Origin of the sequence: Acidaminobacter hydrogenoformans DSM 2784, assembly GCF_900103005.1 — a bacterium.
GTDB lineage: Bacteria > Bacillota > Clostridia > Peptostreptococcales > Acidaminobacteraceae > Acidaminobacter > Acidaminobacter hydrogenoformans.
In genome coordinates, this window is sequence record NZ_FMWL01000001.1 from 326,003 (window position 1) to 345,016 (window position 19,014).

Annotated in this window: 21 protein-coding genes; 3 read left to right on the forward strand and 18 right to left on the reverse strand. The window is 54.9% G+C overall.

Annotated elements, in window-relative coordinates; translation table 11 throughout:
- Positions 1 to 136: 136 nt before the first annotated feature.
- A complete protein-coding gene (locus BLP63_RS01445) occupies positions 137 to 1,033 on the reverse strand; it encodes a fumarylacetoacetate hydrolase family protein (protein WP_092589102.1) in 897 nt (298 codons plus the stop codon).
- A gap of 238 nt (positions 1,034 to 1,271) precedes the next feature.
- Between BLP63_RS01445 and BLP63_RS01450 the strand changes: the two genes are divergently transcribed.
- Positions 1,272 to 1,826, forward strand: a complete 555-nt coding sequence (locus tag BLP63_RS01450) for a nitroreductase family protein (protein WP_092589103.1) — start codon at positions 1,272 to 1,274, stop codon at positions 1,824 to 1,826.
- Positions 1,827 to 1,940: 114 nt separating this feature from the next.
- On the forward strand, positions 1,941 to 2,237 hold the full coding sequence (locus BLP63_RS01455; RefSeq protein WP_092589104.1) for a YciI family protein: 297 nt from the start codon (positions 1,941 to 1,943) through the stop codon (positions 2,235 to 2,237).
- A gap of 174 nt (positions 2,238 to 2,411) precedes the next feature.
- On the opposite strand, the gene BLP63_RS01460 is transcribed toward BLP63_RS01455, so the two are convergent.
- Both BLP63_RS01460 and BLP63_RS01465 read right to left on the reverse strand, forming a co-directional pair.
- A complete protein-coding gene (locus BLP63_RS01460; RefSeq protein WP_092589105.1) occupies positions 2,412 to 3,242 on the reverse strand; it encodes a carbon-nitrogen hydrolase family protein in 831 nt (276 codons plus the stop codon).
- Positions 3,243 to 3,288: 46 nt separating this feature from the next.
- Complete coding sequence (locus BLP63_RS01465; RefSeq protein ID WP_207646390.1) at positions 3,289 to 3,804, reverse strand: type 1 glutamine amidotransferase domain-containing protein; 516 nt, start codon at positions 3,802 to 3,804, stop codon at positions 3,289 to 3,291.
- Positions 3,805 to 3,983: 179 nt separating this feature from the next.
- Here BLP63_RS01465 and BLP63_RS01470 point away from each other — a divergent pair, with 179 nt between their 5' ends.
- The gene (locus tag BLP63_RS01470) at positions 3,984 to 4,481 is read left to right on the forward strand and encodes an FUSC family protein (protein ID WP_092589107.1); all 498 of its coding nucleotides are present in this window, start codon (positions 3,984 to 3,986) and stop codon (positions 4,479 to 4,481) included.
- 79 nt (positions 4,482 to 4,560) lie between these two features.
- Here BLP63_RS01470 and BLP63_RS01475 read toward each other — a convergent pair whose 3' ends face one another.
- The 15 genes from BLP63_RS01475 to BLP63_RS01545 all read right to left on the reverse strand — a co-directional run bounded on the left by BLP63_RS01475 (position 4,561) and on the right by BLP63_RS01545 (position 19,008).
- Positions 4,561 to 5,199, reverse strand: coding sequence for a TetR/AcrR family transcriptional regulator (locus BLP63_RS01475; RefSeq protein WP_092589108.1), 639 nt, complete (start codon positions 5,197 to 5,199; stop codon positions 4,561 to 4,563).
- Between the two features lie 312 nt (positions 5,200 to 5,511).
- Entirely contained in the window at positions 5,512 to 6,870 is a 1,359-nt protein-coding gene (locus BLP63_RS01480) for a PFL family protein (protein ID WP_092589109.1), read from the reverse strand.
- 9 nt (positions 6,871 to 6,879) lie between these two features.
- On the reverse strand, positions 6,880 to 7,149 hold the full coding sequence (locus tag BLP63_RS01485) for an ACT domain-containing protein (RefSeq protein ID WP_092589110.1): 270 nt from the start codon (positions 7,147 to 7,149) through the stop codon (positions 6,880 to 6,882).
- A 359-nt stretch (positions 7,150 to 7,508) separates the two neighbouring features.
- On the reverse strand, positions 7,509 to 8,303 hold the full coding sequence (trpA, locus tag BLP63_RS01490) for a tryptophan synthase subunit alpha (protein WP_092589111.1): 795 nt from the start codon (positions 8,301 to 8,303) through the stop codon (positions 7,509 to 7,511).
- Positions 8,296 to 9,483, reverse strand: a complete 1,188-nt coding sequence (trpB, locus tag BLP63_RS01495) for a tryptophan synthase subunit beta (protein WP_092589112.1) — start codon at positions 9,481 to 9,483, stop codon at positions 8,296 to 8,298. Before trpB ends, trpA begins: the two co-directional genes overlap by 8 nt.
- Complete coding sequence (locus tag BLP63_RS01500; protein WP_092589113.1) at positions 9,480 to 10,205, reverse strand: phosphoribosylanthranilate isomerase; 726 nt, start codon at positions 10,203 to 10,205, stop codon at positions 9,480 to 9,482. Before BLP63_RS01500 ends, trpB begins: the two co-directional genes overlap by 4 nt.
- 2 nt (positions 10,206 to 10,207) lie before the next feature.
- Entirely contained in the window at positions 10,208 to 11,011 is an 804-nt protein-coding gene (gene trpC, locus BLP63_RS01505; protein ID WP_092589114.1) for an indole-3-glycerol phosphate synthase TrpC, read from the reverse strand.
- Positions 11,012 to 11,023: 12 nt separating this feature from the next.
- Positions 11,024 to 12,667: an anthranilate phosphoribosyltransferase gene (gene trpD / locus BLP63_RS01510; protein WP_092589115.1), complete on the reverse strand. Its 1,644-nt coding sequence runs from the start codon at positions 12,665 to 12,667 to the stop codon at positions 11,024 to 11,026.
- Positions 12,664 to 14,160, reverse strand: coding sequence for an anthranilate synthase component I (trpE, locus tag BLP63_RS01515; protein ID WP_092589116.1), 1,497 nt, complete (start codon positions 14,158 to 14,160; stop codon positions 12,664 to 12,666). The genes trpD and trpE overlap by 4 nt, the downstream gene beginning before the upstream one ends.
- Before the next feature lie 550 nt (positions 14,161 to 14,710).
- Positions 14,711 to 16,294 (reverse strand): phosphoenolpyruvate carboxykinase (ATP), encoded by a 1,584-nt coding sequence (pckA, locus tag BLP63_RS01520; RefSeq protein ID WP_092589117.1) that lies wholly within the window; start codon positions 16,292 to 16,294, stop codon positions 14,711 to 14,713.
- A gap of 281 nt (positions 16,295 to 16,575) precedes the next feature.
- Positions 16,576 to 16,845 carry a type II toxin-antitoxin system RelE family toxin gene (locus tag BLP63_RS01525; protein ID WP_092589118.1) on the reverse strand — a complete coding sequence of 90 codons (270 nt, stop codon included), beginning with the start codon at positions 16,843 to 16,845 and terminating at the stop codon, positions 16,576 to 16,578.
- Positions 16,842 to 17,060 carry a type II toxin-antitoxin system RelB family antitoxin gene (gene relB / locus BLP63_RS01530; RefSeq protein WP_092589119.1) on the reverse strand — a complete coding sequence of 73 codons (219 nt, stop codon included), beginning with the start codon at positions 17,058 to 17,060 and terminating at the stop codon, positions 16,842 to 16,844. Before relB ends, BLP63_RS01525 begins: the two co-directional genes overlap by 4 nt.
- Positions 17,061 to 17,224: 164 nt before the next feature.
- The gene (locus BLP63_RS01535; protein ID WP_092589120.1) at positions 17,225 to 17,584 is read right to left on the reverse strand and encodes a DUF2200 domain-containing protein; all 360 of its coding nucleotides are present in this window, start codon (positions 17,582 to 17,584) and stop codon (positions 17,225 to 17,227) included.
- Positions 17,585 to 17,669: 85 nt separating this feature from the next.
- Complete coding sequence (gene rlmH / locus BLP63_RS01540; RefSeq protein ID WP_092589121.1) at positions 17,670 to 18,149, reverse strand: 23S rRNA (pseudouridine(1915)-N(3))-methyltransferase RlmH; 480 nt, start codon at positions 18,147 to 18,149, stop codon at positions 17,670 to 17,672.
- A gap of 55 nt (positions 18,150 to 18,204) precedes the next feature.
- A complete protein-coding gene (locus BLP63_RS01545) occupies positions 18,205 to 19,008 on the reverse strand; it encodes an MBL fold metallo-hydrolase (RefSeq protein ID WP_092589122.1) in 804 nt (267 codons plus the stop codon).
- Positions 19,009 to 19,014 lie beyond the last annotated feature (6 nt).

Consider the following 19,014-nt stretch of genomic DNA (forward strand, 5'->3'; position numbering starts at 1 on the left):
GTTGAGACCATCGGCAAAAAATGCTTTTGAAAGTCAAATATGAGAAGAACGGGGCCCCAGGACAGCCAGAAGCTTGCCCGGGACCCCGTTCTATTTTGCGCGGCTCATGTTAATCACGTGCTTTAGCGCTCAGCGGTTATTTAATCACATTCCGCAGGCTGCCAATGCCTTCAACCTCGCACATGACCTCATCCCCGGCCTTCAGGTACTTTGGCGGGCTGAATCCCATGCCGACGCCTTTTGGCGTGCCGGTGGCTATGATATCCCCCGGCTCCAGGGTCATCCCCGTAGACAGGTCCGCGATCACCTTTGGTATGTCGAAAATGAAATCCGAGGTGTTGCCGTCCTGGCGGAGCTCGCCGTTGACGTAGCTCTTCAGGTCCAGAGAGAGCGGGAGAGGCAGCTCAGATTTGTGCACAACGCATGGGCCAACAGGCGTGAACCCATCCAAGCTCTTGCCTTTAAACCACTGCAGATGGCGGGCCTGCATATCCCGGGCTGAAAGGTCATTCAGGATGGTGTAGCCAAAGATGTAGTCCTCCGCCTCATCCGCCGGAATGTCCCGGCCTCGCTTTCCAATGATGACTGCCAGCTCAACTTCATAGTCCAGCTGGGTTGATCCGGAGCGGGTATAGTCGATGGTGTCATCCGGGCCCATCATTTCAAGGACGCGCTTTGAGAAGTACACTGGGTGCTCCGGCATGGTTGGCGCGTGGTTCAAGTTCTTGGCGGTCTCCTTGACGTGCTCCTTGTAGTTGAGGCCAAGGCAGAGCACGTCGTGCTTTGTCTTCTGAATGGGCGCCAGCAGCGTCACGTCACTGGCTGAATAGGATGGAAACTCCTGCAGGGCAGCACAGCAGCTGATCTCTTTGAGCACTGCAAGCTCGTCCTCGTTGACGGCCTCTATGAAGGTGTTCAGGTTTTCGAACTGCTTTTCCGGGATCAAATGGTTCAGGTCATAAATATGGGTCATGGCCTGGTTATAGAGTCCGAGCAAAACCTGGTCTTCGTTTTTGAATCTGACAAATTTCACAGGGTGTGGCCTCCTTTAGGTGAAAAATTGGTTTATGTAATTGGCTATATAGGTTCATTATACTCATGTTTTTCATCTTTTTTCGCGTTTATTGCAGAAAGGCTGTTTTTTTTGCCAAACTCTGCATTATAATTAGGGGTAGTGACATAAACTTTACTGTGATAGGGTGGATGGTGGGGTGACTGTGTCACTTGATGACCATCGGCTAAAAAAATCACTGTTTTTACAGGAGGTTCCCATGAATGAAGTTTTAAAATCCATTTACGAACGCAAAAGTGTCCGGCGTTTCCTGCCGGATCAGCTCAAGGACGAGGATATCCTCGCCATTATTGAAGCAGGCAACCAGGCGCCAAGCGGGCACAATACCCAGCCGGTGCGATTCACCATCCTTCAGGACGCAGCGCTGATCGACCACATCAATGACGCGGCCAAGGAGGTCATGAAGGATTCTGAAGTCGACTGGATCCGCAAGTTCGGCAGCAGCGAGCGCTATCATCTGCTGCATAAGGCGCCCACCGTTGTGATTGTGTCGGTCCGTTCTGATGTCTACTCACCAGTGGCGGACGCTGCCGCCGCGGTGGAGAACATGCTTGTCGCCGCACACAGTCTTGGAATTGGCTCTGTCTGGGTCGGACTGATCAGCGCCTACTTCCAGCTGCCGGAAGCTAATGAAAAGCTTCAGATCCGTGAAGGCTACAAGCCGCTGTATGCGGTGTGCTTTGGCTATGAGGACCCTAAAAAGGTGCTGGCGAAGCCCTCCCGGCAGCCGGACGTGTTTGACTGGATCCGGTAGTATTTGGCGCGAAAAAATGGATAGGGTGCCTTGTTGGATCGCTCCAATATTGGGCAGATGCTTCAATGTAACCTAATTGGACTATACAAAAATATTCTTGAGAGGAGCAACCTTATGCAATTTATCGTCATTGGACGTGACGGCACTGATGAAGGCGCTATGGCACGGCGTCAGGCGGTTCGGGATAATCACCTGGCCCTTGCCCAAAAGCTGAAAGCTGAGGGTAAAATGCTTTACGCCGCGGCGCTTCTGGACGAAGAGGAGCGCATGGTGGGCTCTGCCATGTTTATGGAGTTTGAGGACCGGGCAGCGCTGGATGCCTGGCTGGACGTGGAGCCTTACATTATTGGGGATGTATGGCGCGACATTGAAGTGACGCAGTGTAAAATTCCGTCTTTCATAAAGCCTTAGGGCTATAGGGGATCCTCAGTCCGGTGGGTAATCCACCAATCGCCGCCGCTAAACAATGCCAAAACGTTAAAGTCCTCCACCTCCCGTCAAATGGATCCACTTCAACTGACGGAGGGCGGAGGACTTTTTTCATTTTCATTTTCACTTTCACTTTCAGCGGCTATTAATAGCCCGCTACAGCCCGCACTGCTTGAGCGTGTAGATGTCATGCCTGCGGTGCTGCAGCAGCGGCAGCTCCCGCCTGACCTTGTCCACATAATCCAGGTCAAGCTCTGCCAAAATCATGCCTGGCGCGGCTTCCAGCATCTCCACCACGTCTCCCCAGGGCGATACCGCAAGGGAATGTCCGTAGGAGACATAAGGTCCATTCACATCCCGGGCCGGTGCCACACCCAGTACGTAAGCCTGATTGTCCAGCGCCCGGTTCCTGAATAGGATTTCCCAGTGCGCCGGCCCCGTGGTCATGTTGAACGCCGCCGGCACCACCAATATTTTCGCGCCCTGGTCCACCATCATTCTGGCCAGCTCCGGAAAACGCAGGTCATAGCAGATCGCAAGGCCTATGCGCCCAAACTCCGTCTCAAACACCGTGATCTGCGAACCCGGCGACAGCGTGTCCGACTCTTTGAACCGCTGACCGCCCTCTATATCGATGTCAAAAAGGTGCATTTTGCTGTGCTTCGCCACCTGGCGTCCTCTGCGGTCAAAGACAAAGGACGTGTTGTAAAGCTTTCCATCCTTTGTCCGCTCTGGAATGGAACCTGCCACCAGCCAGATCCCCAGCCGCGCCGCCAGCTTTGACAGAAACTGATGGGACTCTCCGCCTTCAGGCTCCGCGTAAATTGGGAAGCTGTCGTTGGAATACGGACAGTTGAACATTTCTGGCAGAACCACCAGGTCTGCGCCCGCCTCTGCAGCTTCTGACGCGTAGGTCGCTGCCGTCTCGAGATTTGCCCGTTTGTCCGAAGTTACTGCCATTTGGACCAGTGCTGCTTTTAATTTCATCTTCGCGTCCTCCATCCATTGATCGCGATTGGAAAGTACTGGTGTTCTATTCCTCCAGCGCCTTGATGAACGCCTTCATGTACGCTGGAAGGTCCATGGGCGCCCTGCTGGAAACGAGGTTCCCGTCCACGACAACCTCCTCATTGACCCACGTGCACCCCGCGTTTTCCATGTCATCCTTGATGGCAGGCGTTGACGTTGCCTTCCGCCCCTTCATGATCCCGGCGGAAATGGTGACCCACCCCGCGTGACAGATTATGCCAATAGGCTTACCCGCATCATTGATCTCCTTAACAATAGCCTTCACCTTGTCGTAGCGCCTCAGCTTGTCAGGCGCCCAACCCCCAGGTATAAGCAGGCCCACAAATTCTGCTGCGTCAATATCCTCCCAGGAAACGTCACTTTTGTAAGGCACCCCGTTCTTGCCTTTGAGTCCCCGTCCGCCGGCATCTGAGGCCATGACGACGTCATAGCCTGCCTCAATCATGCGGTAGTAGGGATACAATAGCTCAAGGTCCTCCGCGTAATCGTCCGTCAGGATCAAAATCTTTTCCTTTTCCATTTCCAAGCTCCTTTCGTATTCTAATGTATTCAACATGATCTTCAAAAGTATTTGTTGCTTGTTCAAATTTCCCTGCGCATTCTTATTACCCGTTCTTGCCTTTAAAAAACATCCTGTTTGCTGGAATTCCTTTACGGGTAACTTTGTCATTATATAATCATGAAAAGGAGGGCCGCCTTATGATCGATCCCAGGCATCCCGTCTACATCCCAGGCCTTCGAAATCTCAAGACGGCCCTGGCCGTTTTGATTATTCTCATATTGGCTAAGCTCCTGGATTATCCCGCGCCCATGTACGCCAGCATAGCCGCGGTCACTACCATGCAGGACAGTATTGCCCATTCCATTTCCTATGGCAAGATGCGCATCATGGCCACTGTTATTGGCGGCCTCATCTCTATCCTCATCCTATACGCGATCAGCCACATTCCAGTGGAGAGCAATGCCGTGCTGTTGATCCCCATTGGCATAATCCTGACTATTTTGCTGTGCAACATCATCCATTTCAAAGAGGCTTCCGGCCTTGCGACTGTAGTCTTTGTCATCATCATGATGCAGTATACCGGGGATCCCTATGCTTATGCGTTGATACGGACGGCTGAAACCATTGTAGGGATTATTATTGCCTTTATCATCAACCGATGCGTTGTGAGTCCCGAGCCTTCTGAAAGCATATAGGAATTTTATTGGGGGACTGGGCCGGCTTGAAGTGTTGGTTGGGGACTGGGACGCACCACGCGGGACTGGGCCGAACCAACTATCTGGGACCTGCCCCTATTCCGTACTTTAATAGCTCCAAAAATTTGCTTATAGTCTCCAGAATCCCCCCATCCAGCAAATCCCCCTCCCGCTTCGCCACAACCCGTTGATAATACTCGCTGATTTCCACGTTGAGGGCGCTGATCAGGTGCGCCGTGAGCTTCAGGTCAATGTCCCCCCGGATCTCCCCCCGCTCAATGCCCATGACCAGCAGCTGCTCAAATACCTGGTTGGAGGTCGCCATATTGTCCTGAATGATCTCTTTGTAGAGCACGTGGGACCGGTCTGACATCAGCCTGTTCCCTATGACTACAAAATCCGGATTTTCCCTGGCAAACCCCAGCCCCGACTCATACATCTCTTTTACAATGACGAAAAAGTCGTGGGCAAAGGGATTCTTCAGCACCGGTGTCAAGTATTCCATTTTTTTCGCTATGATCAAGGACATAATGTGTTTGTAGAGGTCCTTTTTGTCCTCGAAATATTGGTAGAAGCTGCCTTTGGGAATGCCGCTCCCTTTGACAATCCGGTTTATGCTGGAATTGTCGAAGCTGAATTCCACGAATTCGCTGATGGCCGCTTCTTCGATCTTTTCGCGTTTATCCAGCGGCAGATTGAAAAATGTATCCTTGGGCATGCACCACACCTCCTGCTTTCGGTTATGGTTATGTGAACGTGAATATGACCTATGAGTCACATGGCTTCTCGGTCAAATTATACCTCTAAAAGGCCCACGTAAACATTAAATAAGTGTTGTGGTTGGTGCGGGACTGGGCCGGACCACGCGGGACTGGGACAGTTGGTTGGGGACTGGGCCGGACCAAACAAAAGACCATCGGCAAAAAGTCTGTTTCTTGAAGGTTCCTGAAGCACGCAAACCGCTTCAGGCCTCCAAAAATACAGTGACTTTTACCGATGGTCTTTTAAATTCCACATGATTTCTTGCGCACTAATTCCGGAGGCTGTGAATTGGCGCTGGAATGCGGCCGCCACGCTCCACAAACAGCTTGGAGGAGGCCTTGTTCACCGGCATGATTGGTGCCCGGCCCAGCAGCCCGCCAAACTCCACGTAGTCGCCCACGCCCTTGCCGTGCACCGGAATGACCCGCACAGCCGTAGTCTTGTTGTTGATCATGCCAATGGCCGCCTCGTCCGCGATGATGGCCGAAATCGTCTCCGCTGTCGTATCCCCCGGGATCGCGATCATGTCGAGACCCACTGAGCAAACGCAGGTCATGGCCTCGAGCTTGTCCAGCGTCAAAACGCCCTTCTCCACCGCCTCAATCATGCCCTCGTCCTCACTGACCGGGATGAACGCGCCGCTGAGGCCGCCCACGTGAGAGGACGCCATGGCGCCGCCCTTCTTGACCGCGTCGTTGAGCATTGCCAGAGCCGCTGTGGAGCCATGGGTACCGCAGGTCTCAAGGCCCATTTCCTCCAGGATGCGGGCCACACTGTCCCCAACCTCCGGCGTTGGCGCCAAAGACAGATCCACAATGCCATAGGACACTCCAAGCCGCCGGGACGCCTCCCGGGCCACCAGCTCGCCCATGCGCGTGACCTTGAAGGCCGCCTTCTTGATGGTTTCCGCCACCTCGTCGAAGCTCTTGCCACGCACCTCTTCCAGCGCGACCTTCACGACCCCCGGTCCGCTGACGCCCACGTTGATGGTGCAGTCCGCCTCGCCCGGTCCGTGGAAGGCCCCCGCCATAAACGGGTTGTCCTCCACCGCGTTGGAGAAAATGACCAGCTTCGCGCAGGCAATGCTGTCTTGGTCCTTGGTCAAGCGCGCGCAGGCCTTCACCACCTGGCCCATTTCCCGGATGGCGTCCATGTTCATGCCTGCCCGGGTCGTCGCCACGTTCACCGAGCCGCAGACGATCTCCGTCTCCGCCAGCGCCCTTGGAAGGGCCTGGATCAGGCGCAGGTCGCCCTTTGTCATGCCCTTGTGGACCAGCGCCGAGAAGCCGCCTATGAAGTTGACGCCGACTGCCTTGCCCGCCCGGTCCAGGGCGTGGGCCAGCTCCAAGGTCACGTCCTCTTCGGAAGCCCCCGCCAGCATGGCGATTGGCGTCACCGAGATGCGCTTATGTATGATGGGAATCCCGAATTCCTTTTCGATTTCCGCCGCGACCGGGACCAGCCGTGCGGCGACCTTGGTGATCTTGTTGTAGATTTTTTCGGCCATGACGTGGCCGTCACCATCGGCACAATCCAGGAGGGATATGCCCATAGTCACGGTCCGAATGTCGAGCTTCTGTTCGTGGAACATTTCCTGGGTGTCCAGGATTTGCCGCATAGTTAACATAACGCCCTCCTAAATCTGGTGCATAGCGGTAAAAACTTCTTCCCGCTTCACTCTGATCTGCATGCCAAGCTCGTTTTCAACTTCTTGCATCTTTGCCTGGAGCTCCTCAATGTTCGTGTTGATTTTGCCCAGGTCCACAATCATGACCATGGTAAACAGCCCCTGCATGATGGTCTGGCTGATGTCGTCAATGTTGACTTCCCGCTCGTACAGCGCCGTTGCGATCTTCGCAATGATTCCCGGCCGGTCCTTGCCTAAGACTGTGATGACTGCTTTCAATTGTCACGCCTCCATTTCCCTCAGACGGTACCAGTGCTCGACTGCAAAAGCACAATGCCCCTGCCGATGGTCACCCACCCCACACTTTTTCCCATTCGAGTTTTCAGAATTTTTCACATTATAGCACAGAACCTCAGGCAATGAACAGACTTTTATTAACATTCGTTAATATTTATTGTCGAAAGTTCGTATAATTATTTTAAATTGTATACAATAATGCGTTTTTACATTGTTTTTATCTTCGAACAACTTAAAAATACAAACATTTACAATCTTCAATGGGGGACAGGGACGCGCGGTGAGGGACAGGGCCGCGCCACGCGGCCCAGTCCCCAACCATGCGTCCCTGTCCCCCACCATCAACCCCTGATCGCGTCCTTCAGCGCCTCAATAAACGTCCCCACTGGCGCGACGGCATCAGTCCCATGCTGCGCCACTATGTCCACCACAGCGCTGCCCACAATCACGCCATCCGCGTACCCCGCCAGCGCCTTGGCCTGGGCCGGCGACGAAATGCCAAAGCCCACCGCCGTTGGAATCTTCGCGTGCTTCCTGATCTCCCCAAAGAACGCGTCAAAATCCGTCGCGAATGCCGCCCGAGTCCCCGTAACCCCCAGGGAAGAGACGCAGTACAGGAACCCCTCGCTGTTCTCCGCAATGGCATCGATCCGGTCCCGGGACGTCGGCGCCACCAGGCTGATCAGGTGGACCCCGTGCGCCCTGGCCTCCCCGGAAATCTCCACCTGTTCCCCATAAGGCAGGTCCGGCACAATAACGCCATCAATCCCCACCCGTGCGCAGGCCTCAAAAAACCGGTCCTTGCCATAGTGCAAAATACAATTCAGATACATCATCAGCAGCAGCGGCGTCTTCGCCACGGTACCGCCCCGCAGCCGCGCCACCAGGTCAAAAATCCCCGGCAGCGTCGCCCCAGCCTCCAGCGCCCTGGCACTGGCCGCCTGTATAATAGGCCCCTCCGCCATGGGATCCGAAAACGGCACCCCCAGCTCCACCAGATCCGCGCCCCGGGCCACCATCTCCTTCACCAGCGCCTCCGTCGTCCCCATATCCGGGTCCCCCGCCGTCACAAACGCGATCAGCGCCTTCTCGCCGCGCCCCCTGAGGGCCTCAAACGTCGCATCAATCCTATTCATGGATAGTCTCCCCCCTATACTTCGCCACCGACTGCACGTCCTTGTCCCCGCGCCCGGACAGGCAAATCACCATGATCTCCTCCGGCCCCATCTCCGGCGCCAGCTTTCGCGCCAGCGCCACCGCGTGGGCCGACTCGATCGCCGGAATGATGCCCTCAACCCGAGCCAGATACTCAAAGGAATCCACCGCCTCTTCGTCCGTCACCGGCAAGTACTCTGCTCTGCCGATGGTCGCCAGATACGCATGCTCCGGTCCAATCCCCGGATAATCCAGGCCAGCAGAAATGGAGTACACCGGCATGATCTGCCCGCCATCATCCTGCAAAAACAGCGATTTCATCCCGTGAAAGACCCCAACCTCACCTTTGGTCACCGTAGCCGCGTGCATCCTGGTGTCGACGCCCCGGCCAGCCGCCTCCGCGCCAACCAGCCTGACCCCCGGTGAATCAATAAAATCATAAAACGCGCCCATGGCATTCGAGCCACCGCCCACGCAGGCAATGACACAGTCCGGCAGCCTTCCGGCAGTTTTCTCCAGCTGCGTCCGAACCTCCTCGCCAATCACCTTCTGGAAGTCCCGGACAATCATAGGAAACGGATGCGGCCCCATGACCGACCCAATCATGTAAAACGTGGTATCTGCCTCACCCGCCCAGCAGCGGAAGGCTTCATTGACCGCGTCCTTAAGCGTCCCCGTCCCGCTTGAAACCCCCGTGACCTTGGTCCCCAGAAGCTTCATGCGGTAGACGTTGAGCTGCTGGCGCTCCATATCCTCCACGCCCATGAACACCTCGCACTCCATGCCCAGGAGCGCCGCCGCCGTCGCCGCAGCGACCCCGTGCTGCCCCGCGCCCGTCTCAGCAATCAGACGCTTCTTGCCCATCTTCTTCGCAAGGAGTGCCTGTCCCAGAACGTTGTTGATCTTATGAGACCCCGTGTGGTTCAGGTCCTCCCGCTTCAAATAGATCTGCGGCCCGCCAAGGTCCTCGCTCATTTTACGCGCCGGATACAGCATGGACGGCCGCCCCGCGTAGCCCTCAAGCAACGCCTTCAGCTCCGCCCTGAACTCTGGCTCCTGTGAAAATTTCATATAAGCTGCCTCAAGCTCCAGCAGCGCGTTCATCAGCGTTTCAGGGACATACTGTCCCCCGTACTCACCATATCTTCCCGGTTTAATCATGCCTGTTTCCCCCTGTCTTCTCCACTATTGTCCACACGAGCGAGCGCCGCCTGATGGGCTGCCCGCGCCAAGTCCGCCATCAGCGCCACAATGTCCTCCATCTTCCCCAGATCCTTAAACCCCTCGGTCTCAATGCCACTGGACAGGTCAATCCCAAAAGGCTCCACAGCCCTCACGGCCTCTTCAATATTTCCCGCATTCAGCCCCCCCGCCAGGAAAAACGGCTTCGTCAGCTGCGCCTTGACGCTTCGGATCATGTCCCAATCCGCCACGACACCCGTGCCGCCAGCCATCCCTGGCGTGAAGGCGTCCAGCAATAAAAGATCTACCTCCAGGCCATCCGCCGCCAGCAGCACCAATGGATCCGTGGTCCTTACCGCTTTCCAGACTTCAGGTTTTTTGCCGATGGTCCCAGCCTCCAGCCCCCCAGCCTCAAGAGCCTCCCGAACCGCCCGAATCTCTTCCGGTCCCTCGTCCCCATGCAGCTGCACCACATCCAGCCCTGCCTGCCGCACAGCCTCGAGAATTTCTTCCAGCGGCGCGTTGACAAACACGCCCACCTTCTTAATCCCTGCCGCCAGTCCCGCTGCCAGCTGTCCCGCCAGCTCAGGACTAACCTGCCGCTTGCTCTTTGCGAAGACAAAGCCAACATAATCCGGCCGGGTCTGATTGGCGTATTCAATATCCTCTGGACGTCTGAGCCCGCAGAATTTGATTTTCATGATTATTGCTCAACTCCCTTTAATGCCTTTAAAGTCGATTCCACGTCCGTGCTTCTCATCAAGGTCTCCCCAATCAAAACCGCGTCCGCACCCCAGGTCCTGACCGTCTCCATGTCACGTGCATCACGGATGCCGCTTTCTGAGATGGACAGTGTGCCGGCGGGGACCATCGGCAGCAGTCTTTGGGTGGTGGAGAGCTCAACGTTGAAGGTTTTCAGGTCACGGTTGTTGATGCCTATGAGCTTCGCCCCGCAGGCTATGGCCCGGACCATCTCCGCCTCGTCGTGGACCTCCACCAGGGCATCTAAGCCCAGAGAGGCCGCCAAGGCCATAAAGGCGCGGATTTCCGCATCCGTCAGGATGGCCACAATCAGCAGCACCGCATCCGCCCCAATCACCTTGGCCTCATAGATCTGGTAGTCGTCAAAGATGAAGTCCTTTCTTAAAATGGGCAAGGCGACGGCTTGACGTACCTGCTTCAAATAGTCGGAGCCGCCCTGAAAGTAGGCTTCCTCCGTCAGCACGGAAATGGCGCTGGCACCGCTGCGCTCATAAGCCGCCGCGGTCTCTGCCGGGCGAAAATCCGGCTGAATCAAGCCCTTGGAAGGGGAAGCCTTCTTGACTTCGGCTATGATGGACAGGCCATCCGCCGCGATCGCCTTGGCAAAGCGACCAGGCACAGCAGCTCCGGATGACACTGCCGCCACCGCCTCAAGCGCCAACCGCTTCATGTCCGCCCGGCTGACCTCAGAAATCTCCCTGGCCAGCTGGACCCTTCGCTTCTTTACTATTTCATCCAGTATCATGGTTGTCCTCCTCTACGCGCCATACCGCTGGGTCGTGTCCACCAGCGCCTTCAGCTTTGCAAGGGCCCGGCCGCTGTCAATAGATGCCTTTGCAGCCTCAATGCCTTCTTTAAAGCTGTCCACCTTGCCGGAGGCTACCAATGCCGCCGCCGCATTCATGAGGACCACGTCCCGCTTTGGTCCCTGCATACCGTTCAGAATGTCCAGGGTAATCTTGGCATTTTCTTCAGGCGATCCCCCTACCAGGTTCACGAGCTCGGTGGAGGTCAGCCCCATCTCTTCCGGGGTGACTGTGTACATGCGGGTCTGACCCCCTTTGATTTCGCACACCGTCGTTGGGCCAGTGAGGGTCACCTCATCAAGACCATCTGAGCCGTGAACCACCAAGGCACCCTTGACGCCCAGCTGAACCAAAACATTTGCCAGAACCTCGACGAGCTTTTCATCATAAACCCCAAGGACCATATAAGGCGCCCCCGCAGGATTGGACAGCGGGCCCAGGATATTGAAGACACTGCGCAGTCCCAGCTCCCGTCGAGGTGTTGCCGCGTGGCGCATGGAGCCGTGAAAAGCCGGCGCGAACATGAAGGTCACGTCCGTCTTCTCAAGGCAGTCCAGGGCCTGCTCCGGCGTCAGATTCAGCCTGACCCCCAGCTGCTCCAGGACATCCGCGCTGCCGGAGCGGCTGGAAACGCTGCGGTTGCCGTGCTTGGCCACCGGCTGTCCGGCACCTGCCACCACAAAGGCCGTCGTGGTCGAAATATTAAAGGTATTGCTCAGGTCGCCGCCGGTGCCCACAATGTCCACCGCCGGCAACTCGGTTTTCACCGTGGCTGCCTTGCTGATCATAGCCCGGGCAAAGCCCGTGATTTCATCCACGGATTCGCCCTTCATGCGCAGCGCCGTCATAAACGCCGCGATCTGGGCATCTGTGGCGCCGCCGTCCATGATGCAGCCCATGGCGCTCTCCGCTTCGTCCGCCGTTAAGGACCCACCCTCCGCCACAGTAAAAAGATAACGCTTCAGGGCGGACTTCTCTTCGTTGGAAACGGGCGCCTGGGCTACTGGACTTATGGCCTTCAGCCCCGCCACCTTTGTGACAAACTTGTAAAGCATGGCTTTCCCCTGAGGGGTCAGCACAGATTCCGGATGGAACTGAACACCGTATACCCCAAGGGCTGCGTTCTCTGCCGCCATGATTTCACCCTTTGAAGTCTTCGCCGTCACCTTCAGCGTCTCAGGCAGTGACGACGTCTCAAGCACCAACGAATGGTAACGGGCCACTTCGACCTTTGCCGGAAGCCCCTCGAAGAGCTTTGAGGTTGTATCCAGCTCAATCATACTGGACTTGCCATGGACCTGCTCAGATGCGTGGACGACCCGGCCCCCAAAGGCTTCGCCAATAGCCTGCAGTCCCAGGCAGACCCCAAGCATAGGGATCTTGCCCGCAAAGTGCTGGATTGCCTTGATAGTAATCCCTGCGCTGGCCGGAAAACCCGGACCCGGCGACAGAACCAGCGCCTCTGGCTGAAGGGCCTCAATCTCCGCCAACGTAATCTGGTCGTTTCTGACCACCAGCAGGTCCGGATAAAAAGACCCAATCTCCTGGTAGAGGTTATAAGTAAATGAATCGTAATTGTCTATGATCAAAATCACTGGAGATCCCCCGCTTCCGCAATCGCTTGAATGACGGCCCTTGCCTTGTTCACCGTCTCTTCGTATTCATTCTCCGGTACCGAATCTGCCACAATCCCGGCGCCCGCCTGGACATAGGCCTTATTGCCTTTGAACAGCGCCGTCCGGATGGCTATGCACGTATCCATGTCGCCATTCAGCGCCAGATATCCTGCCGTTCCGCCGTAAACACCTCTTCGGTTTTCTTCCAGGTCATCAATGATTTCCATGGCTCTGACCTTAGGCGCCCCGGACAGCGTTCCCGCAGGCAGCACGGACTTCAGGACATCCAGACCATTCAGTCCAGGCCTCAGGTTACCCTCTACGTCGCTGACCAGGTGCATGACCTTGGAATAGCGCTCCACCTTCATCAGCGTTGTCACCTCGACGGAGCCAAAAGCGGCCACCCGGCCCACGTCATTGCGGCCAAGATCCACCAGCATCATGTGCTCCGCCCGTTCCTTAGGATCGTTCAGGAGCTGCGCTTCCAGCTGCTGATCTTCGGCCGGGTCCAGTCCCCGCCTGATCGTCCCGGCAATGGGCCTGGTCATGATCCGCTCATCTGTCACGCTGGCCAGCCGCTCCGGTGACGCGCCCGCAATCTCGTATTCAGGAAACTTGAAATAGTACATGTAAGGGGATGGGTTCTGCACTCTCAACACCCTGTAAACATCAAAGGCCGGCGGCGGGTTGTCCACCTCGAACCGCTGGGACAGGACGATCTGAAACGCGTCCCCGTCGTAGATGTGACGCTGTGCCTTCCTGACCTTCTCGAGAAACGCCTCCCGGGTCGTGTCGCTGGTGGCTGCTGCTTCGCGTTCGCGGGGCTTCTTGCCATTACTGAACCTCTGCCCGCCCGCTTTGCCAATGGCTGCTGAGAGATCCTCAGACAAGTTCCTCAGCCGCTCCACCGCCAGCGTGTATTCTGCCTCAAAACCGGCGTCGCTCTTCGTCTTGGCATGGGTCATCAAAATGACTTTGTGCTTCAGGTGGTCAAAAGCTATGATTTCCTCAAAGTACATCAGGTGGATCTCCGGGAGTCCAACGGTATCTTCAGGTCCAGGTCCCAGGGTCGTCTCGACGTACCTTGCCGCGTCGTACCCAAAGACGCCCACCAGGCCTCCTGTCAGAGGCGGGAGATGGAGGAGCTTGGGGCTCCGTTTCGTTGAAAGGAAGCTGCTGATGATGGAGAAGGGGTCGGTGACGCGGCCATCGGCCACACTCTTCCCATCTATAGTCATGATGCCTTCCCTCAGGAGGATCTCTGACTCGGGTCTGCGGCCTATAAAGGAGTAGCGGCCCCACTGGGCGCCATTTTCAACACTTTCTAACAGAAAGCAGTGGGTCGCGTCGTCCTTCAGGGCGTTAAACAGTTGGATGGGCGTCATCATGTCCGCCATCAGCTCGACAGCCACCGGAACGAGGTCATAGCCCTCTGAGATGCGTTTAGCTTGCTCGAGTTCAGGAAAAATCATAATCTTCACTCCTCAATTGAAATCGTTTTAGTGGTGCCGCTTTTCGGATGCACCAACTTGTGTCTGCGGCTTTTTCCAGGCTGATACTGCTTATGGTGACCATTGGCCGGGAGGCCTCCAGTTTTTTGTACAAAAAAAGAGCCTACCCTCCCGGTTTGGGACGATAGACTCGTGGTGCCACCCAATTTTGAGAAATAGTGCTCTCCTTCGTTCAGATACGGCACATGGCGCTCCCGGGTCTATTGCTGCGACGTCCGGCGTGCTAAGCCTTTGGAAACGCGCGGGGCTCCGCGCATTTTCAGCTTGTGCGATATCCTGTCCCTATAACGCGAGACACGCGGCTATGGATACTTCAGCGCCTCGTCACTTGACGGTCATTAGACGGTCTTTCGACCAGCCGTCGACAAGGGCGGTTCCCCATGCTCCTCACAAACCCATTCGTACGCGGCGACTGTGCCGGCATCCCACCTCCGCCGGCTCTCTGTGACATTCGCTGATGCCTACTACTCACTTTTGCTTCAGGATCAACTCTATAACTCAATTTTCTGAATTATACTTTAGTGGCCGCAGCTTTGTCAAGGTTATCTTTTTTAGTCTTTTCAAATTTTTCGTAATTTTTGCTGAAGCGCTCCGCAAGGGCTTGGGCCGCCGCGTCATACGCCGCTGGGTCCTCCCAGGTGGCTCGCGGGTTCAAGATTTCTGATGGCACCCCCGGACAAGCCTTAGGGATGCTGAGCCCAAAAAATGGCTCTGTTTCAAAAGCCACCTCGTCCAGGTCGCCGTTCATGGCGGCGCCTACCATAGCCCTGGTATAGGCCAGCTTGATGCGGCTTCCCGTGCCATAACGCCCACCTACCCAGCCGGTATTGACCAGATAAGCCTTTGTACCATAGGTATCCATACGGTTTCTCAACAGATCCGCGTAAACCATAGGGTTCCTTGGGAGAAAAGGTTCCCCGAAACCCGTTGAAAACGTCGCTTCCGGCTCAGTGACGCCGCGCTCCGTGCCCGCAAGCTTACTGGTGTAACCAGACAGAAAATGATAAAGGGCCTGTTCGGTCGTCAGCCTGGAAATAGGCGGCATAACCCCAAAGGCGTCTGCCGTTAAAAAAAGAATCGTTTTGGGATGCCCGCCCCTGCCGCTTGGGACGGCCCCTGGTATGAAATCCAGCGGATACGCCGCCCGGGTATTCTCCGTCACCTGATCAGTGGTAAAGTCGCTGATCCGCGTCAGCGGGTCCATGACCACGTTTTCCAGCACCGCGCCAAAACGTACGGCGTCGAAAATCTCCGGTTCTTTGTCCCGAGTGAGCCCTATACATTTCGCATAGCAGCCGCCCTCAAAGTTGAACACCCCTTCGTCACTCCAGCCATGCTCGTCATCTCCAATCAGCTGACAGCTCGGATCCGCAGACAGCGTCGTCTTGCCCGTACCGGACAGACCAAAGAACAGCGTCGTGTCCCCACTGGCGTTGATGTTGGCGGAGCAGTGCATTGGAAAAACCCCTGCCTCAGGCAGCAGGTAGTTCATCACGGTGAAAATCGCTTTCTTCATTTCCCCCGCGTACCGCGTCCCGCCTATGATCACGGTCTTCTCCTCCAGGTTCAGGATGACAAAAGCCTCGGACCGGGTCCTGTCCACATTCGTAAAGGCGTTGAAGCCCGGCACGCACAGCAGCGTGTACTCCGGCACATGATTTTCCAGCTCCTCTGCCGATGGTCTCACAAACAGCTGGCGCGCAAAAAGATTCTGCCAGGCATACTGGTTGATCACCGAAATAGGAATCCGATGCTTCGGATCCGTTCCGGAATACCCCTGAAATATGTAAAGGTCCCGGTCCTCAAGATAAGCCGTCAGCCGGTAATAAATCCGCCAGTACACGTCCTCCGTCATGGGCTGGTTGATCTTCCCCCACGAAATCTTGTCGTGCACGTTTGGTGAGTCCACAATAAACCGGTCCAGCGGCGAGCGCCCCGTATATTTCCCCGTCCGGATGGCCAGCGCCCCGGTGCTGGAGAGCACGCCCTCCCGGTTGATCAGCGCCTGCTCCACCAGCCGCGCCGGCGGCAGGTTGTCAAACACATCCCCCACGTTGTAAATGGCCAATTTCTTCAGATAAGCTGTATAATCCATATGATCCTTCCTTCTGTCAAACTGTCTTTTGAACTTTCGAAGCCCCTTTGCAGTGAGCCCATTTCTCTCAAACTGACTATATCAGGATTATTCCCTTTCCGACAATGCAAGAAACAAAGCATTTGACAGAAAACTTCAAAACAAAAAAGGAAAAACCTGCCGATGGGCTTGAAAACCAACGACAGGCCTAATAATTCCACTTATGATTTTACTTCCGGGTTGACCGGACGAATCGAAATCTTCCGGTATTGACCGGACGAAACCCTTGCCGATGGTTCTCTTCACCCATAAATGTCTTTCCTGTGTCCCACTTCAACAATTAAGATCACGACTCTATCCTCTTCAATCTTCGCCAGAATCCTGTAATCCCCCACTCTATAACGCCATTTGTCGCTAAGGAGCCCCTGAAGTGATTTGCCATGAAGCCTCGGATTCTCTGAATCCACAAGATTTTTTTCAATGTAGGACAGGATAAAAAACGCAGTCTGTTTATCCAGCTTCTTTAATTGTTTCAGCGCGGAAGTGGTATATTCAACTTTAAATGATTTCATAGGCCAAGCGCTTTCTTGACTTGCTCATGGCTAACTCTTTCATCTTCTTTAGTCTCTTCCCAGACCCTGTCAAACAAAGCCAGGTCATAGTCCTGCTCAATTCTTTCAAGGACAGTTTCCCTTATGAATGAAGAGAGGTCTTGATTGTGAATCTCAGCATATTTGCGAATCAACGCGTCGTCGCGATCATTCAGTCTTAAAGACACGGTGCCCATAAGCTCACCTCCAGAGTTGTAATACACCGTATTACAACTCTATTATACATCAGCATGTCAGACGCATCAAGGTAGTGAGAAGAAAAACCATCGGCTGAGCCTTCAAACAGCTTTGCCGATGGTTATCCATCACAAATCCCCCACATCCTCAAACCAGACAATTACTAATTCGACGGCACCCTCAAGATCTTCTCCATGACTTTCCCCTTCGCCAACTCATCGATCAGCTTATCCAGGTACCGGATTTCCTGCATCAGGGGTTCTTCGATCTCCTCCACCCGAATGCCGCAGACTACACCTTTGATCAGATTCCGGGAAGGGTTGAGCTCAGGCGCCTGGTCAAAGAAAGTTTCGAAGTCTGTCTGATCTTCCAGAATCGCCTCCAAAGCTTCCTGGCTGTAGCCTGTCAACCAGCGGATTATTTCGTCCACCTCCGCTTTCGTGCGCCCTTTTTTCTCCGCCTTATTGACATAGTGGGGATAGACACTTGCGAAGCGCATGGTATAGATCTTGTGCTTGGTCATGACGCATCCTCTTTTCTATGGTTTTTGGGGAATCATTAGGGACGGTTCTTTTTGATTTGACACAAAAAGAACCGTCCCTAATGATTCATTTGTGATACGGCTCATTCCTCATAATCCTCATAGCCCTGTAGACCTGCTCCAGTAAAATGACCCGCATCAACTGGTGGGGAAACGTCATCTTTGAAAACGACAGCTTGAAATCTGCCTTCTCAAGGACGCTGTCCGCAAGGCCTAAAGAGCCCCCAATAATAAACGCCACATGGCTGTCCCCCTGAAGTCCAAGCTCTGCCAGCTTTTCAGAAAGACCTTCGCTGCTGAGCATCTTGCCCTCAATGGCAAGCGGGATGACATAGGCGCCTGACGGCAGTTTGGCCAGAATACGCTGGGCTTCCTTTTCGAGAATCTGAGCCACTTCGCGCTCAGAAGCCTGGTCCGGTGTCTTTTCATCCGCCACCTCAATGACGTCGAGCTTAATATATTTCGAAAGGCGCTTCGAATACTCCGAAAGCGCCTCTGTATAAAACTTTTCTTTAATTTTGCCCACGGCAATCACTGTGATTTTCAAAATAAACCTCCAAAGCACACGCAGACCGGCATTCAAAGCCGTGTCCTTTTTTCTCTTACCGGCCTATGCTGTAGACCCGGCCCACCCGGTCTCTGTAGCTCAGGTCCAGGCAGACATCTGTACCCACGTGAATGTGGTTCTCTCTCAGAACGCCGCTGACGGTTTCAAAAGCGAGCTCCGGGAAGTTGTTCTCCTTGCTGAGATGTCCCAGCAGGATATTTTGTACCCTGCCCCCCTGCACCGCCAAGGTTGCGATTTCGCCTGCGTTATCATTGGAGAGATGCCCCACTTCAGACAAAATCCTGCGCTTCAGATAATAAGGATAGGCCCCCATCTTCAGCATTTCAATGTCGTGATTGGACTCCAGCATCAGAAAATCAACCTGAAGCAACTCCTGCAGGATCTCTTCCGTCATAGTACCCAGATCAGTGGCCACTGCAAGCCTCGAGACACCGTCTGAAAACCGGTACGCGACAGGATCCGCCGCGTCGTGGGAAACACCAATCGATTTAACCTCCAGATCTCCAATCGCAAAGGGCACACCATTTTGAATGACCTTGACCCGGTCCGGATCCACTTTGCCTATTTTGGGAAGCATTACGTCCCAGGTGCTCTGATTGGCATAAACATCAAGATTGTAGCGACGCATCAGCACCCCGACACCTTGAATGTGATCCGTATGCTCATGGGTCACGAGAATACCGCTTAGCTTCGTAATGTCTTCCGAGATGCTGTCTATAGCATTTTTTATATATTTACCGCTGAGGCCCGCGTCCAAGAGCACCCGGGTTGAATTTGCCGCGATGTACTGGCAATTGCCGCTGCTGCCACTGGCCAGGGAGCAAAATTTCAAACTCATTGGGAC

Coding starts and splice junctions, on each gene's coding strand:
- BLP63_RS01545 (WP_092589122.1), bottom strand. CDS start 19,008: ATGAGTTTGAAATTTTGCTCCCTGGCCAGTGGCAGCAGCGGCAATTGC.
- trpA (WP_092589111.1), bottom strand. CDS start 8,303: ATGAATAGGATTGATGCGACGTTTGAGGCCCTCAGGGGGCGCGGCGAG.
- BLP63_RS01460 (WP_092589105.1), bottom strand. CDS start 3,242: ATGAAATTAAAAGCAGCACTGGTCCAAATGGCAGTAACTTCGGACAAA.
- BLP63_RS01465 (WP_207646390.1), bottom strand. CDS start 3,804: ATGGAAAAGGAAAAGATTTTGATCCTGACGGACGATTACGCGGAGGAC.
- BLP63_RS01455 (WP_092589104.1), top strand. CDS start 1,941: ATGCAATTTATCGTCATTGGACGTGACGGCACTGATGAAGGCGCTATG.
- trpC (WP_092589114.1), bottom strand. CDS start 11,011: ATGATACTGGATGAAATAGTAAAGAAGCGAAGGGTCCAGCTGGCCAGG.
- BLP63_RS01475 (WP_092589108.1), bottom strand. CDS start 5,199: ATGCCCAAGGATACATTTTTCAATCTGCCGCTGGATAAACGCGAAAAG.
- relB (WP_092589119.1), bottom strand. CDS start 17,060: ATGGGCACCGTGTCTTTAAGACTGAATGATCGCGACGACGCGTTGATT.
- trpB (WP_092589112.1), bottom strand. CDS start 9,483: ATGATTAAACCGGGAAGATATGGTGAGTACGGGGGACAGTATGTCCCT.
- BLP63_RS01535 (WP_092589120.1), bottom strand. CDS start 17,584: ATGACCAAGCACAAGATCTATACCATGCGCTTCGCAAGTGTCTATCCC.
- BLP63_RS01470 (WP_092589107.1), top strand. CDS start 3,984: ATGATCGATCCCAGGCATCCCGTCTACATCCCAGGCCTTCGAAATCTC.
- BLP63_RS01480 (WP_092589109.1), bottom strand. CDS start 6,870: ATGTTAACTATGCGGCAAATCCTGGACACCCAGGAAATGTTCCACGAA.
- BLP63_RS01450 (WP_092589103.1), top strand. CDS start 1,272: ATGAATGAAGTTTTAAAATCCATTTACGAACGCAAAAGTGTCCGGCGT.
- BLP63_RS01500 (WP_092589113.1), bottom strand. CDS start 10,205: ATGAAAATCAAATTCTGCGGGCTCAGACGTCCAGAGGATATTGAATAC.
- BLP63_RS01525 (WP_092589118.1), bottom strand. CDS start 16,845: ATGAAATCATTTAAAGTTGAATATACCACTTCCGCGCTGAAACAATTA.
- pckA (WP_092589117.1), bottom strand. CDS start 16,294: ATGGATTATACAGCTTATCTGAAGAAATTGGCCATTTACAACGTGGGG.
- trpE (WP_092589116.1), bottom strand. CDS start 14,160: ATGATTTTTCCTGAACTCGAGCAAGCTAAACGCATCTCAGAGGGCTAT.